Raw genomic sequence first — 13,525 nt, 5'->3', positions numbered from 1 at the left:
CCATGAACGACACGATGCATCGCTTTCCTCACGATGGGGCCGCGGCCTCGCGCCGTCGTCACCGCGGCGCGCGCGGCTTCGCCGCCGCTTCGATCGCACGCACGACGGTCCGTGCAGCCGCCGTCGCAGTCGCCCTGCTCGCCGCGGGCTGCACGCTCGCGCCGCGCTACGAGCGTCCGGCCGCGCCGGTGTCGGGCGCGTTCCCGACCGACGGCGTCTACGCCGCGCAGCCGGGCGCCGCGTCCGGCGCGCGCAGCGCGAACGGCCAGTCGGCCGTCGACATCGGCTGGCGCGAGTTCTTCGTCGATCCGCGCCTGCAGCGGCTGATCGAGATCGCGCTGAAGAACAACCGCGATTTGCGCGTCTCGGTGCTGAACGTCGAGGCGTCCCGCGCGCAGTATCAGATCACGCGCGCGGGCCTGTTCCCGACGCTCGACGGCACCGGCACGGGCACGATCCAGCGCTATCCGGCCGGCGTGTCGACGACGGGCCAGCCGCTCATCACGCGGACCTACAACGTCGGCGTGTCCGCGTCGTGGGAGCTCGACCTGTTCGGCCGCGTGCAGAGCCTGAAGGACCAGGCGCTCGCGCAATACTTCGCGACCGCGCAGGCGCGCAAGGCGGCGGAGATCTCGCTCGTCGCGCAAGTCGCCGATCAGTATCTGACGCTGCTGTCGACCGACGACCTGCTGCAGATCACGCAGAACACGCTGAAGACGGCGCGCGCGTCGTACGACCTGACGAAGCTGCAGTTCGACAACGGCACCGGCTCGGAGCTCGATCTGCGGCAGGCGCAGACGGTCGTCGAGACGGCGCTCGCGAACCAGCAGGCGCAGGCGCGCGCGCGGGCGCAGGCGCTCAACGCGCTCGTGCTGCTGATCGGCGAGCCGCTGCCCGACGATCTGCCGGCCGGCCTGCCGCTGAACGCGCAGAACCTGCTGACGGACATCCCGGCCGGGCTGCCGTCCGATCTGCTGACGCGGCGCCCCGACATCATGCAGGCCGAGCAGACGCTGCGCGCGGCGAACGCGAACATCGGCGCGGCGCGCGCGGCGTTCTTCCCGAAGATCTCGCTCACGGGCGCGTTCGGCACCGCGAGCCCGACGCTCGGCGGCCTGTTCAAGGCGGGCACGGCGGCGTGGTCGTTCGCGCCGAGCATCGCGCTGCCGATCTTCGAAGGCGGGCAGAACATCGCGAACCTCGATCTCGCGCACGTGCAGAAGCGCATCGAGATCGCGAACTACGAGAAGGCGATCCAGAGCGCGTTCCGCGAGGTGTCGGACGGGCTCGCCGCGCGCGGCACGTACGATCAGCAGATCGCGGCGCTCGAGCGCAACGAGCATGCGCAGCAGCGCCGCTACGATCTGTCGGACCTGCGCTACAAGAACGGCGTCGACAGCTATCTGTCGGTGCTGACCGCGCAGACGGATCTGTACTCGGCGCAGCAGCAACTGATCAGCGCGCGGCTCGCGCGCTGGACGAACCTCGTCGATCTGTATCGCGCGCTGGGCGGCGGCTGGATCGAGCGCGCGGGCGAGACGCCGCGCCCGGCCGATGCGCCCGTCGACTACGGCAAGGCGGCCGCGCCGGCGTCGTTATCGCGAGCGGCGTCGGAAGTTGGTTGAGCGCGCAACCAACCGCGCGGCGATGAAGCGGATCGGAAACGAATCGGAAACGAATCGAAAAGCGGATCGGAAAATGACCGGCGATACCGTAATCGGTACGGATGCACAATCGGCGATGCTTTTGCACAATCGGACGCAGCAGCCAATCAAGAGCTCGCCTAGAACCCGAGAGACAGCAACAACCCGGAAATCGATTCAAGCATTCGACACAACAATCCCAAAAGACTTCCGTGTTCTTCGCGATGCGTATCTCAATGTTGAATAACCTTGAGGCACAGCATGAACGATGGTCGAATCCCCCCAACGCTGAGCGCGTCCGTCCGTACGCGCGTCAAGGTCCCCATTCGTCCGCGCACCGCGCAACAGCGGTTCGAGCCCGAGATGGTGACGTTCCAGGGCCTGTGCGACAGCGCCGAGCATCTCGCGCTCGTTTTCGGGCCGCTCGCCGACGCGCCGCTCGTGCGCGTGCATTCCGAGTGCCTGACGGGCGATGTGTTCGGCTCCGCGCGCTGCGATTGCGGCGAGCAGCTCGACGAGTCGGTCGCGATGTTCGGCCGCGAAGGCGGCATCCTGCTCTATCTGCGCCAGGAAGGCCGCGGCATCGGGTTGTACAACAAGCTCGACGCGTACCGCCTGCAGATCGCGCAAGGCCTCGACACGTTCGCCGCGAACCGCGCGCTGAACTTCCCCGACGACATGCGCGATTTCCGCGTCGCCGCGCAAATGCTGCAGGCGCTCGGCGTCACCGAGATCTCGCTCGTCACCAACAACCCGGACAAGGTCTCGCAGATCGAAAGGCACGGCATCCGGATTCGGCGCGTGAGGCAGACGGGGGTGTTCGTCAACACCACGAACCACGGCTACCTGCGCGCGAAGATCGATCACCACCGTCACGCCATCAACCTCAGCCAGGAACTCCAATGATCACTCACCGCGCACCGATCAGCGGGATTGCCGCGCACCGCGACCAGTACGTCCTGACGGCCGGTTACGACAACCAGGTCATCCTGTGGGACGCGAAGACCCAGCGTCCGCTCGCCCGCGCGATGCACGACCACCTCGCGAACCAGGGGGCGTTCTCGCCCGACGGCGCGTACGTCGTCACGTCGTCGTCCGATTACAGCGCCCGCCTCTGGACCGTGCCCGATCTGCGGCTCGTCGCCGTATTTGCCGACCAGGAGGACGATGTCGAGATGAGCGTGTTCCATCCGGACAAGCCGCTCGTCGCGACCGCGTCGCGCGATCACCGCGTGCGGGTCTACGATTTCGGCGGCAAGCTGCTGCACACGTTCGGCGGCCACACCGCCGACGTGATCTCGGTCGAATGGATGCGCGGCGCCGACGAGATCGTGTCATCGAGCGACGACGGCACGATCAAGCGCTGGTCGCTCGCGAAGAACGGCCTCGTCGCCGACATCGATCTCGACGGCATCGAGACCGACACGATCGCGATCGCCGCCGACGGACGCATTTTCGCGGGCAACGACGAAGGCGAGATCATCGCGATCGGCGCCGACGGCGCGCGCGCGACGATCGACGCGCACGACGCGGGCGTGAAGCGCCTCGTGCTCGATGGCGACCGGGGCCTGCTCGTGTCGCTGTCGTATGACCGCACGATGCGGCTCTGGAAGATCGGCGCGGCCGGCGAGCCGCAGGCGCTCGGCGGCGCGGCGCTGCCGCCCGAGGTGTGGCCGCGCTCGTGCTCGTTCGAGGGCGACGAGCACATCGTGTTCTCGACGTTCCATTCGAGCTACCGCCGCTACAACTGGAAGACCGAGCGCTGGGACGCGGCCGAGCTGCCGCCGACGCACGGCGTGAACGCGGTGCAGCCCGTCGACGGCCATCTGTGGACGATCGGCGACGCGGGCATCGTGCGCGTCGAGCAGCGCGAGCATGCGCGCACGGGCAGCCTGTGCAATTTCCTTACACCGGCGGGCGAGCTGATCGTGACGGGCGGCCAGCTCGGCAAGGTGTTCGACGCGCGCAGCGGCCGCGAGCTGCATCAGCATCGGTCGCCGCTGAACTGCGGCGTGGCGTTCGCGCGCGACGGCGCGGCGCACGCGGTGATCGGCGCGTACACCGGCGAAGGCATCGTGCTGCGCATCGACGGCAAGCGGGCGACGCATGTGACCGATCTGCCGCTGCACGCGAACGCGGTCAAGGGCATCGCGATCTCCGGCGACCTGATCTTCTCGGTCGCGGCCGACGCGTCGGCAAGCTGGTATCGCGCGTCGACGCTCGAGCCGGTGTTCGAGCTCAAGCACGCGCACGACAAGATCGCGAACGGCTGCGCGGGCCTCGGCGAAGGCTATTTCGCGTCCGTGAGCCGCGACCTGAAGCTGCGGATCTGGTCGCCGGACCATCACGCGGACGTGATCGCGACGCCGCACACGCACTCGATCAAGTGCGTCGCGGCGAGTGCCGACGGGCGCTATGTCGCGACGGGCAGCTACAACGGCCGCGTCGCCGTCTACGATCGCACCGGCGCGCGCTGGGCGATCGACGCGCGCGTGACGACGGCGGGCGTGTCGTCGCTCGCGTACGATCCGGCCGCGCGCGCGTTCGTCGCGAGCTCGTACGACGGCAACGTGTACCGCATCCCGCTGGAGCACGCATGAGCGCCACCGAACCGCACTACATCGATGCGCAGCGCACGATCGCGCCCGTCGACGGGCCGCTCGCGGCGCCGCGCGAATACGCGGCGGTGCTGCGCTCGGATTTCGTGTCGAGCTATCACGACGGCCGCGACGTCTGGACCGACGAGGCGGCGATGCGCCCGGCGAGCGCGATCCTGCACGCGCATCTCGGCGCGAGCGCCGACATCCTCGACGCGGGCGCGGGCCGCGGCCGCGACACCGCGTACCTCCTCGAGCACGGGCACCGGGTGACGGCGGTCGACCTCGTCGAGCCGCCCGAATGGGCGCAGCTCGCGCAGCGCTGGGGCGAGCGCGTGCGCTTCGTCGCGCGCCCCGTGACCGAGCTCGAAGGCGCGGCCCGCTTCGACGGCGCGCTCGACAACGGCTGCTTGCATCACCAGCATCCGGACGCGTATCGCGCGTACCTCGCGCGCATTCACGCCCTGCTGCGGCCGGGCGGGCTCTTCACGATCTCGGTGTTCGAATCCGACGGCCCCGGCCGGCTCTACGCGAATCACGCGCAGCGCCTCTATCGCGAGTTCACCGAGCCCGAGCTCGCCGAACTGCTGGGCGCCGCGCATTTCACGCCCGTCGGCAGCCAGCGGGTGCCGCGGCCGAAAGCCGGCCTGCACTACCTGGTGATGACGGTCCGCAAATCCGATCCGACTGACGCGAGTGGATGCCCATGACGTTCAAGCTGGCCGATAACCCGAACCGTCTCAGCGATCGCGCGGCAATGGCGCTGCCGGACGACTTGTTCGTCGCGCGCACGAGCGCGACGGTCTTCTCGACGCACGTCGACTTGCTGCGCATGACGAGCGCGCAGTGGATCGCGATCGCCGAGGATGCCGACGCGCCGTTCGAGCGGCGCTATGCGGCGGGCACGCTGCTCGGATTCGCGGGCGACCCGCGCATCCGCCCGCTCGATCCGCAGATGTGCGACGTGCCTGCCGCGCAGGCGCGGCTCGGCACCGAGCCCGAGCGCGTGCCGCAGGTGATCGCCGAATGGGCGCGCGTCGGCGTGACCGGCGAATGGATCGAGAAGGAATGCCCGCGCTATACGGCCGAGCTCGCCGCGTACCGCGTGATGCGCTACCCCGTCACGAACCTCGAATACCGGCTGTTCCTCGAGGAAACGGGCGCACGCTGGCTGCCGAGCGCCTGGACGTTCGGCGTCTATCCGGTCGAGCGCGCGAACCATCCGGTCTGGTCGGTGCCCGCCGAGGCCGCCGACGCATATGCGGACTGGCTGAGCGAAGCGACCGGCCGGCGCTTCCGGCTGCCGACCGAGGCCGAATGGGAATACGCGGCGTCGGGCGGCACGGGCGCCGAGTACCCGTGGGGCGACGCGTTCGATCCGCGCGCGGCGAACACGGTCGAGGCCGGGCCGCTGTCGACGACGCCCGTCGGCATTTTCCCGCTCGGCCGCAGCGCGTTCGGCGTCGACGATCTTGCCGGCAACGTCGAGGAATACGTGTCGGACGACTATCGACCGTATCCGGGCGGCGAGCCGATCGCCGACGACCTCGCCGTCACGCAGGGCAGCTACCGGATCGCGCGCGGCGGCAGCTTCACGCGCTTCGGCGATCTCGCGCGCTGCGCGCGCCGCCACGGCCGCTATCAGCGCGACATCTACGCAATGGGCTTCCGGCTCGCGGAGTCGCGATGAGCGCCGGATCGATCGCCAACCGGCGCGTGCGCCCCGCCCCGGCGCGCCTCGCCCGCCCCCGCGCGAAGCGGGCGGCATGCGCCGCGCCTTCGGCGGACCGGACTGACCGGACGGATCGCCGGCGATGAGCGCGTTCTCCGACATCGACCGCGCGCACATGGCCCATGCGCTGCGGCTCGCCGAACAGGGTCTCTACACGACGCATCCGAATCCGCGCGTCGGTTGCGTGATCGCGCGCGGCGGGCAGACGCTCGGCACCGGCTGGCACCGGCGCGCGGGCGAGCCGCACGCGGAAGTGCACGCGCTGCGCGAAGCGGGCGAGCGCGCACGCGGCGCGACCGCCTACGTGACGCTCGAGCCGTGCGCGCATTTCGGCAGGACGCCGCCGTGCGCGAACGCGCTCGTCGCGGCGGGCGTCGCGCGCGTCGTGATCGCCGCGCGCGATCCGTTCGAGCAGGTCGCGGGACGCGGAATCGCGCACCTCGCCGGCGCGGGCATCGTCGTCGAGCAAGGGCTGCTGGAAGCGCAGGCGCGCGAGCTGAACATCGGCTTTTTCAGCCGGATCGAGCGCGGCCGGCCGTGGACGCGCGCGAAGCTGACCGTGTCGATCGGCCGGCCGCTCGACGCGATCGACCGGACGGTGCTCGACGCGATGCGATCCGAATCGCGCGACGACATCCGGCATTGGCGCGCGCGCAGCTCGGTCGTGCTCTCGCACGCGCACGACGCGATCCGCGCCGCCGGGCGAAGCGGCGCCGCGCCGCGCTACGTCGTCCGCGCACGCGACTGCGCGGCGCTCGCCGCGGCGAGCGCGACGACGGACGGCGTGCCCACGCTCGCGCTCCATCGCGAAGACGAAGGTGCGCCCACCGTCGCCCCTTGCGAAAACGCGCGCGTCGACGATGCGAGGCGCCCCCGCGCATCGGCCGATCCGGACGCCGACCTGCGCCTGCCCGACGCCTTCGCGCGCCTCGCCGCGCAAGGCGTCAACGAGCTGTTCGTCGACGCCGATCCCGCGCTGTGCGACGCGTTGTTCGACAGCGATCTCGCCGACGAGCTGCTGCTGTACGTGCACCCGTCGCGCTGCGGCGCGCCTGCGCCTGCGCCGTGGCTCGCCGCGTCGGTCGACGGCGTCGCGCACCGCTGGGGCCTGCGGCCGCTCCATCATCTCGCGCTCGGCTGCGGCCAGCGGGTCCTGCTGCGCCGGCGCGCGCGCATGCCCGAGCGCCCCGAGTCAAGCGTCAGCCCATAGCCGCGCGGCGCAAGCCGCGCACCGGCCTATTTCAGGACCACATCGAACGAGGACCTCAATGAACGCACCCGCAGTCGAGACCATCTACGAGTCGACCGAAGACAAGGCGGCACTGACTTCGGTCGTCGATCTGGTGAAGCTGTCCGATCAATACCGGCAATCGGCGATCCTTCATTACGCCGTCGCCGACAAGCTGTTCGACCTCACGCAGACGCACCGCACGCCGGCCGAAGTCGCGGCGAGCTTCGGCATGGTCGAGGGCAAGGCGGCGATCCTGTTGCATGCGCTCGTCGCGCTCGGCCTGCTGACGAAGGAAGGCGGCGCGTTCCGCAACACCGGGCTGACCGCGCGCTACCTGACGACGACGAGCGCCGACTACATCGGCCCGATCGTCGAGCACCAGCACCTTCAATGGGACAACTGGCCGCGCCTCGGCGAAATCCTGCGCAGCGAAAAGCCGCTCGCGTTCCAGCAGGAAAGCCGCTTCGCGCACGACACGCGCGCGCGCGACGCGTTCAACGACGCGATGGTGCGCCTGAGCCAGCCGATGGTCGACGTCGTGAGCGAGCTCGGCGTGTTCGCGCGCGCGCGCACCGTGATCGACCTCGCGGGCGGCCACGGCACGTATCTCGCGCAGGTGCTGCGCTGCCATCCGCAGTTGACGGGCGAGATCTGGGATCTGCCGACGACCCGCGACGCCGCGCGCAAGACGATCCACGCGCACGGCCTTGGCGGGCGCGTCGAGTTCTTCGAGAAGAACCTGCTCGATGCGCGCAATTTCGAGGGCGGCGCGGCGGACGTCGTGATGCTCAACGATTGCCTGCACTACTTCGACGATCCGGAAGCCCGCGCGGTGATCGGCCACGCGGCGCGCCTCGTGAAGCCCGGCGGCGCGCTGCTGATCCTCACGATGACGATGCACGACGACCGCGTGACGCCCGCGCTGTCCGCCGATTTCTCGTTGCACATGATGGTGAACACGAATCACGGCGAGCTGCACCCGACGCCGTGGATCGCGAACGTCGTGCGCGACCACGGCTTCGCCGTCGGCGAGCGGTCGATCGGCCGCTACACGCTGCTCACCGGTCAACGTTCCGCCAGCGAGGTCTAACCATGCTCGTCTTCGAACTGATCAATCTCGACGCCTCCCCGGCCGATGCGCAGCGAATCACGCACACGCTGTCCGCGCAGTGCGCGGCGGCTGGCTATCGGCTGCGCGCGCCGCAGGCCGACGGCCCCGCGCCCGACGGCGTGTTCGTGCTGTCGCGCTCGGCGTCGGCCGCGGCGGCGCACGCCGAGCGCGCCGGCCCGGCCGGCTGGGCGGCCGCCGCGCAGATCCGCATCGGTGCGGCCGGCAACGAAGGCGAAGCGCCCGCGATCTGGCGCGAAGGCCTTCCGGGCGCGTTCTGCTATCCGCTCGCGCTCTCGCTGAAGACGGCCGACGCGTCGTCCGACATCGCGCGCGACTGGCTCGCGAGCTTCGCGACGTTCGCCGCGTGCATCAAGATGTGGCGCCGGCTGCGCGACGCGCCCGAGCAAGGCCGGCCGCGCGAGCTGCGCGTGAACCACATCAACATCCTCGCGCGCGATCTCGACCGGTCAGTCGACTTCTACCGCCGAATCTTCGGAGCGTCGTACTGCTACAACCTCGGCCCGAAGAAGGTTGTAATGGAGCTGAACGGCTTCGATTTCTTCATCGAGCAGGCAGACGCCGTCGCCTACCCGCCCGGCTATCACTTCGGCGTGCGCGCGGACCCGGACGGCGTGAAGACGATCGCCGCGCTCGTCGAGGCGGACGGCGGCATCCGGATCGTCAAGGGCAACGGCCCCGCGCCCGGATATCACGCGGGCCCCGACCGCGTGCGCACCGCGTTCTACTTTCAGGACCCCGACGGGCTCGAGATCGAAGTCTATTCGCCGGAGATCGAGATGCTCGAGAGCAATCCGCAACTGATCTCGCAGCATCTGTCGCCATCCTGACAAACCCAACCCAGCAACTGACGAGGTAGTCCATGAGTTCCATCACCGCCCCTTCGTGGGGAGAGCTGCTGTCCGGCCGCAACGGCTTGCGCTCGATCGCGCTGGCCGGCGGTGTCGCGCTGCACGCGATCAACATCTACATCGCGACGACGATCCTGCCTTCGGTCGTGCGCGACATCGGCGGGCTCGAGTATTACGCATGGAACACCACGCTGTTCATGGCCGCCTCGATCATCGGCGCGCCGCTGTCCGCGAACGTGCTGAGCCGGTTCGGTCCGCGCGCCGCGTATCTCGTCGCGCTCGTCGTGTTCTGCGCGGGCACGCTCGCGTGCGCGCTCGCGAAGGACATGCCATGGATGCTCGCCGGCCGCGCCGCGCAAGGCTTCGGCGGCGGCATCCTGTTCGCGCTCAGCTACGCGCTGATCCGCATCGTGTTCGACGAGCGGCTGTGGTCGCGGGCGATGGCGATGGTGTCCGGCATGTGGGGCGTCGCGACGCTGTGCGGACCCGCGATCGGCGGGGTCTTCGCGCAGTCGGGCACGTGGCGGTTCGCGTTCGTCGCGCTCGTGCCCGTCGCCGCCGTGCTCGCGCTGATCGTGATCGTCCAGTTGCCCGCGCGCGAGGCGTCGGGCGCGCGGGCCGCGCGGCCAGCGATCGGCAAGATCCTGCTGCTCGCGGTGTCGGTGCTCGTCGTGTCGGTCGCGAGCCTGTCGAAGGAGATCGTCGCGAACGTCGCGGGCGTCGCCGCCGGCCTCGCGATCGCGCTGCTGATCGCGCGCGTCGAGCGCGGCGCGACGATCCGGCTGCTGCCGACGGGCGCATACGACGTGCGCGCGCCGCTCGGCGCGATCTACGCATGCATGAGCCTGCTCGTGATCGGGATGACGACCGAGATCTTCGTGCCGTATTTCCTGCAGATCATCCACGGCTATCCGCCGCTCGTCGCCGGGTATCTGACCGCGCTGATGGCGGCGGGCTGGACCGTCGGCTCGCTGTTCAGTTCCGGGCGCGGCGCGAGCGCCGCAAAGGCGCTCGTGCGCGGCGGCCCGCTCGTCGTCACGATCGCGCTCGTCGCGCTCGCGATCGTCGTGCCCCCGCAGCATCTGCTTGCCGGCGGCCCCGGTCTCGCGGCGCTGTGCGCGGCGCTCGCGGCGGTGGGCGTCGGCATCGGCGTCGGCTGGCCGCACCTGCTCACGCAGGTGCTGACGAACGCGCCGGCGGGCCAGGAAGACCTCGCGTCGACGTCGATCACGACCGTCCAGCTCTACGCGACCGCGATCGGCTCCGCGCTCGCGGGCCTCGTCGCGAACCTCGCGGGCTTCTCGGAGCCGGGCGGCCTCGCCGGCGCGCAGCATGCGGCCGCGTGGCTATTCGCGGTGTTCGCGGCGGCGCCCGTGCTCGCCGCGGTCGTCGCGCGTCGCGTGCGCATCCGATGAGCGCCGCGCATGCGCCGAACGGGGCGCGCATCGTCCGGCCGCGTCCGGCGAAAGGGGGCGCACGATGATCCCGCTGACCGGCGTCGATCTGTTCAAGACCCTGCACGCGTTCGCGATCGCCGGGTGGGCGACGATCGTCACGATCAATAACGTGCAGACGTTCGCCGCGACGACGAACACCGTCGGCCGCACGATGGGCATGGCGCTGCTGAAGCAGGGTCCCCCCGTCGACACGCCGCTGCTGCGCCGCGCGACGGCTTCTCGCGCGCTGCACCGCGCCGCGCTCGCGATCATCGTGCTGTTGCAGGCGTTCACCGCGATCGCGATGTGGGGCGGCGTCCGGCTGCTGCTCGCGACGGCGGCGCCGCACGCGGCCGCGCTGCCGTGGCTCGACGCCGGCGTGGCCGGCTTCGCCGCATGCGCGCTCGTGCTGCTGCTCGGTGGGCTGTGGTACGGCTACTGGATACGCCAGGAAGGCCTGCAACTGACGCACATCGCGCTCGTCGTCTGGTCGATCGCCGCCTATCTGCTGTTCCACCTCGGTACGACACCCTGATTTGACGGAATCCCTGCGATGACCACCCTGCTTCCCCTCCACGACGGCGATCACGCCGTGCAGTTCGACGACGACGTCGCGGCCCGGCTCGACGGCTTCGAGCTGCGGCTGCTCGCGGGCCGCATCGTCGCGATCCGCGACAATCGGTTCATCGACCTGCAAAATCTGATCGCGGGCGACGGTGCGCTCACGCACGACGGCAATCCTTACGACCTGCGGCGCAGCAATCTCGGCACGCTCCACTACGATTTCGGCGGTCATGGCGAACTCGCGCTGCGCGACGCCGCGACCGACGCCGCCCGCCTCGCCGCCGCGCTCGCGCACCCGGGCGGGCTCGAGCGGCCGTCGTCGACGGCCGCGCCGCAGCCGCGAACGGACGCCGTCCGCCTTTCGCCCGGCTGCCGGCTCGCGTTCCTGCCGTTCGAGCATGCGCGCGACGTGCCGAACATCTCGGCGGACGCGACGCACAACGCGGCCACGCGGCTCACGCTGTCGCACTGGCCGGCGAACCGCACGCCCGCGCGCTACAAGGCGAACCTGTCGACCGAGAGCGTGCTGCGCTTCGCGCCCGAGATGACCGACGATCCCGACGTGCGCCATGTGACGACCGATCACTTCGATCTCGACGGGCTCGCGTCGGTATACGGCCTCGTCGCGCCCGACCATGCGCTGCGCCACCACGCGCTGCTTGTCGATGTCGCGCGCTTCGGCGATTTCGCGCGCGGCCGCTCGGATGCGGCGCGGCGGCTCGCGTTCGCGCTGAACGCCATCGTCGCGCACACGTCGCGCGAGATCGGCACGCCCGGCGACGAGGGCACGCGCATCGCGCGGATCTTCCGTGCGATGCTGCCCGCGCTGCGCGACCTGCTCGACGCGCCGTCGCCGCCCGACGAGCTGTGGCGCGACGCCGATCGGCACCATGCGGCGACGGAAGCGCTGCTCGACCATCCCGACGCGACGCTCGAGCAGCATCCGGCGCTCGATCTCGCGGTGTTTCGCCTGCCCGACGCCCGCGCGCCGCGCGGATGCGCGTCGCAGCGCTATTTCGGCCTGTCGCCGATCGCCTTTCACAACCGCACGCCGCTGTCGACGCTCGCGATCGTCGCGCACGGCGACGTCGTCGTGCATCAGCGCTACGAGGGTTGGGTCGAGCGCGTGTCGGCGGCGCCCCGGCCGCGGCGCGACCTGTCGATCCTCGCGCGCGCGCTGCAGGCGGCCGAGCCGCACGCGTGCCGCTGGCGGTACGACGGCGTGCAGCACATCATGCCGAGGCTCGGCCACGACGGCGCGCGATCGAGCGGCATACCGGCGGATGCGATCGTGAGCGAGCTGAAGCGGCTGCTCGCGGTCGCGCCCGCCGCCTGGGAGCCGACGCCCGAGGCCGGGCGGCGCGACAATGCGTCGTCCGCTTGCGCCGCGGGCGGCGCGCTCGGCTAGCGGCTGTTCACGCAATCACGGGCTTGCGCGAACAGTGAGCAAACCCTAAAGCATCGCGATGAGCGCAGGCGGGCACGCATCGTCGCGCATCTGCGGCTCTCCGCGTTCCAGCACGACAGATAGCTGGTTGCGCAGCAGCGACTGCGGAATCCGGTTGCAATAGCCCGCGCCCGCGGCGAGATCGATCAATTCGTTCTTGCTCGACGCGGAGAACTTGCAGCGCAGGTTTTCCATGTATTGCTCGATCGTGCGCGCCGACAGCCCGAGAATGTTCGCAATGTCCTTCGCCGTCTTGTTGCGCGCGAGGAAGAACAACACCTGCCGCTCGCGCTCGGTCAGCTCGCGCGCGTCCTTCGGCGAATCGATCCGGTACGAGCCTTGCTCGACGGGACCGCCGATCCGCTTGCCCGCGTACGAATCGCCGATCACGCGGCCGAGCGTGATCATGTCGATCTGTGACAGCTCCGTCGCATGGAAGATCGTGCCGACGATCTCCTCGTTCCGGTCGACGAGCGGAATCTTCGTGAAGACGAACGCCATCCAGACACCCGATGCGTACGGATGGATGTCGAGCACCTTGATCGCCCGGCCGGTTTCGCGCACCTCGCGGTCCTGGGCCTGGAATTGGGCCGCACAATTCGACGATCCGCATGGCAGATCGAACGCTGATTTGTTCTCGAGCTCGCGCGGATCGCGCACGCCAACCACTTTCGCGAACGCATCGTTGACATGAATGAATCGTGACTCGCTGTCCTGGCAGCCCCAGAGGCCCGGATAATGATCGAAAATCAACTTCAATTGGTCAACGAAGCAGGTCATCTGGCCTCCGATTGGCATTTTTTTGTCCGCATATACGCTTTCGCCGCACGCGCAAATAGGCGAGCGGACGAAACAGTCCCTCCACTGCTTGATCGATCACTGCATGCCGGTATGC

At 69.9% G+C, this 13,525-nt stretch carries 12 protein-coding genes and 1 pseudogene; 12 read left to right on the top strand and 1 reads right to left on the bottom strand.

What is annotated here, in order from left to right:
• Positions 1–2: 2 nt before the first annotated feature.
• The 12 genes and pseudogenes from oprB to WT16_RS29385 all read left to right on the top strand — a co-directional run bounded on the left by oprB (position 3) and on the right by WT16_RS29385 (position 12,591).
• The gene (gene oprB / locus WT16_RS29435; protein WP_231892128.1) at positions 3–1,625 is read left to right on the top strand and encodes an efflux RND transporter outer membrane subunit OprB; all 1,623 of its coding nucleotides are present in this window, start codon (positions 3–5) and stop codon (positions 1,623–1,625) included.
• A 55-nt stretch (positions 1,626–1,680) separates the two neighbouring features.
• Positions 1,681–1,886: pseudogene (locus WT16_RS33345) on the top strand (hypothetical protein); the annotation flags it as partial.
• An 18-nt stretch (positions 1,887–1,904) separates the two neighbouring features.
• Positions 1,905–2,549 carry a GTP cyclohydrolase II gene (gene ribA / locus WT16_RS29430; RefSeq protein ID WP_045554747.1) on the top strand — a complete coding sequence of 215 codons (645 nt, stop codon included), beginning with the start codon at positions 1,905–1,907 and terminating at the stop codon, positions 2,547–2,549.
• Positions 2,546–4,243: a WD40 repeat domain-containing protein gene (locus tag WT16_RS29425; protein ID WP_063534860.1), complete on the top strand. Its 1,698-nt coding sequence runs from the start codon at positions 2,546–2,548 to the stop codon at positions 4,241–4,243. The genes ribA and WT16_RS29425 overlap by 4 nt, the downstream gene beginning before the upstream one ends.
• Positions 4,240–4,950: a 1,6-didemethyltoxoflavin N1-methyltransferase gene (locus WT16_RS29420; RefSeq protein ID WP_006027199.1), complete on the top strand. Its 711-nt coding sequence runs from the start codon at positions 4,240–4,242 to the stop codon at positions 4,948–4,950. Before WT16_RS29425 ends, WT16_RS29420 begins: the two co-directional genes overlap by 4 nt.
• Complete coding sequence (locus WT16_RS29415; protein ID WP_015602818.1) at positions 4,947–5,930, top strand: SUMF1/EgtB/PvdO family nonheme iron enzyme; 984 nt, start codon at positions 4,947–4,949, stop codon at positions 5,928–5,930. The genes WT16_RS29420 and WT16_RS29415 overlap by 4 nt, the downstream gene beginning before the upstream one ends.
• A 124-nt stretch (positions 5,931–6,054) precedes the next feature.
• The gene (gene ribD, locus WT16_RS29410; protein WP_063534859.1) at positions 6,055–7,182 is read left to right on the top strand and encodes a bifunctional diaminohydroxyphosphoribosylaminopyrimidine deaminase/5-amino-6-(5-phosphoribosylamino)uracil reductase RibD; all 1,128 of its coding nucleotides are present in this window, start codon (positions 6,055–6,057) and stop codon (positions 7,180–7,182) included.
• A gap of 58 nt (positions 7,183–7,240) precedes the next feature.
• Entirely contained in the window at positions 7,241–8,293 is a 1,053-nt protein-coding gene (locus WT16_RS29405; protein ID WP_063534858.1) for a methyltransferase, read from the top strand.
• 2 nt (positions 8,294–8,295) lie between these two features.
• Positions 8,296–9,162: a VOC family protein gene (locus WT16_RS29400; RefSeq protein WP_006027195.1), complete on the top strand. Its 867-nt coding sequence runs from the start codon at positions 8,296–8,298 to the stop codon at positions 9,160–9,162.
• Positions 9,163–9,194: 32 nt separating this feature from the next.
• Entirely contained in the window at positions 9,195–10,598 is a 1,404-nt protein-coding gene (locus WT16_RS29395) for an MFS transporter (protein ID WP_015604081.1), read from the top strand.
• A gap of 64 nt (positions 10,599–10,662) precedes the next feature.
• On the top strand, positions 10,663–11,154 hold the full coding sequence (locus tag WT16_RS29390) for a DUF2165 family protein (RefSeq protein ID WP_006027193.1): 492 nt from the start codon (positions 10,663–10,665) through the stop codon (positions 11,152–11,154).
• Positions 11,155–11,172: 18 nt separating this feature from the next.
• Complete coding sequence (locus WT16_RS29385) at positions 11,173–12,591, top strand: DUF6687 family protein (RefSeq protein ID WP_063534857.1); 1,419 nt, start codon at positions 11,173–11,175, stop codon at positions 12,589–12,591.
• Positions 12,592–12,636: 45 nt separating this feature from the next.
• On the opposite strand, the gene WT16_RS29380 is transcribed toward WT16_RS29385, so the two are convergent.
• Positions 12,637–13,410, bottom strand: a complete 774-nt coding sequence (locus WT16_RS29380) for a helix-turn-helix transcriptional regulator (protein WP_009915055.1) — start codon at positions 13,408–13,410, stop codon at positions 12,637–12,639.
• Positions 13,411–13,525 lie beyond the last annotated feature (115 nt).

The sequence above is a fragment of the Burkholderia sp. MSMB1589WGS genome (assembly GCF_001636105.1).
Taxonomy (GTDB): Bacteria; Pseudomonadota; Gammaproteobacteria; order Burkholderiales; family Burkholderiaceae; genus Burkholderia; species Burkholderia humptydooensis.
The sequence above is the reverse complement of the archived record's forward strand: the minus strand, read 5'-3'. Positions and strand labels throughout refer to the sequence as shown.

Excerpts from the sequence above, each read along its gene's own strand:
- WT16_RS29400 (WP_006027195.1), top strand. The coding sequence starts at position 8,296 with ATGCTCGTCTTCGAACTGATCAATCTCGACGCCTCCCCGGCCGATGCG.
- WT16_RS29380 (WP_009915055.1), bottom strand. The coding sequence starts at position 13,410 with ATGACCTGCTTCGTTGACCAATTGAAGTTGATTTTCGATCATTATCCG.
- WT16_RS29385 (WP_063534857.1), top strand. The coding sequence starts at position 11,173 with ATGACCACCCTGCTTCCCCTCCACGACGGCGATCACGCCGTGCAGTTC.
- WT16_RS29405 (WP_063534858.1), top strand. The coding sequence starts at position 7,241 with ATGAACGCACCCGCAGTCGAGACCATCTACGAGTCGACCGAAGACAAG.
- WT16_RS29390 (WP_006027193.1), top strand. The coding sequence starts at position 10,663 with ATGATCCCGCTGACCGGCGTCGATCTGTTCAAGACCCTGCACGCGTTC.
- WT16_RS29425 (WP_063534860.1), top strand. The coding sequence starts at position 2,546 with ATGATCACTCACCGCGCACCGATCAGCGGGATTGCCGCGCACCGCGAC.
- WT16_RS29395 (WP_015604081.1), top strand. The coding sequence starts at position 9,195 with ATGAGTTCCATCACCGCCCCTTCGTGGGGAGAGCTGCTGTCCGGCCGC.
- oprB (WP_231892128.1), top strand. The coding sequence starts at position 3 with ATGAACGACACGATGCATCGCTTTCCTCACGATGGGGCCGCGGCCTCG.
- WT16_RS29415 (WP_015602818.1), top strand. The coding sequence starts at position 4,947 with ATGACGTTCAAGCTGGCCGATAACCCGAACCGTCTCAGCGATCGCGCG.
- ribD (WP_063534859.1), top strand. The coding sequence starts at position 6,055 with ATGAGCGCGTTCTCCGACATCGACCGCGCGCACATGGCCCATGCGCTG.
- WT16_RS29420 (WP_006027199.1), top strand. The coding sequence starts at position 4,240 with ATGAGCGCCACCGAACCGCACTACATCGATGCGCAGCGCACGATCGCG.
- ribA (WP_045554747.1), top strand. The coding sequence starts at position 1,905 with ATGAACGATGGTCGAATCCCCCCAACGCTGAGCGCGTCCGTCCGTACG.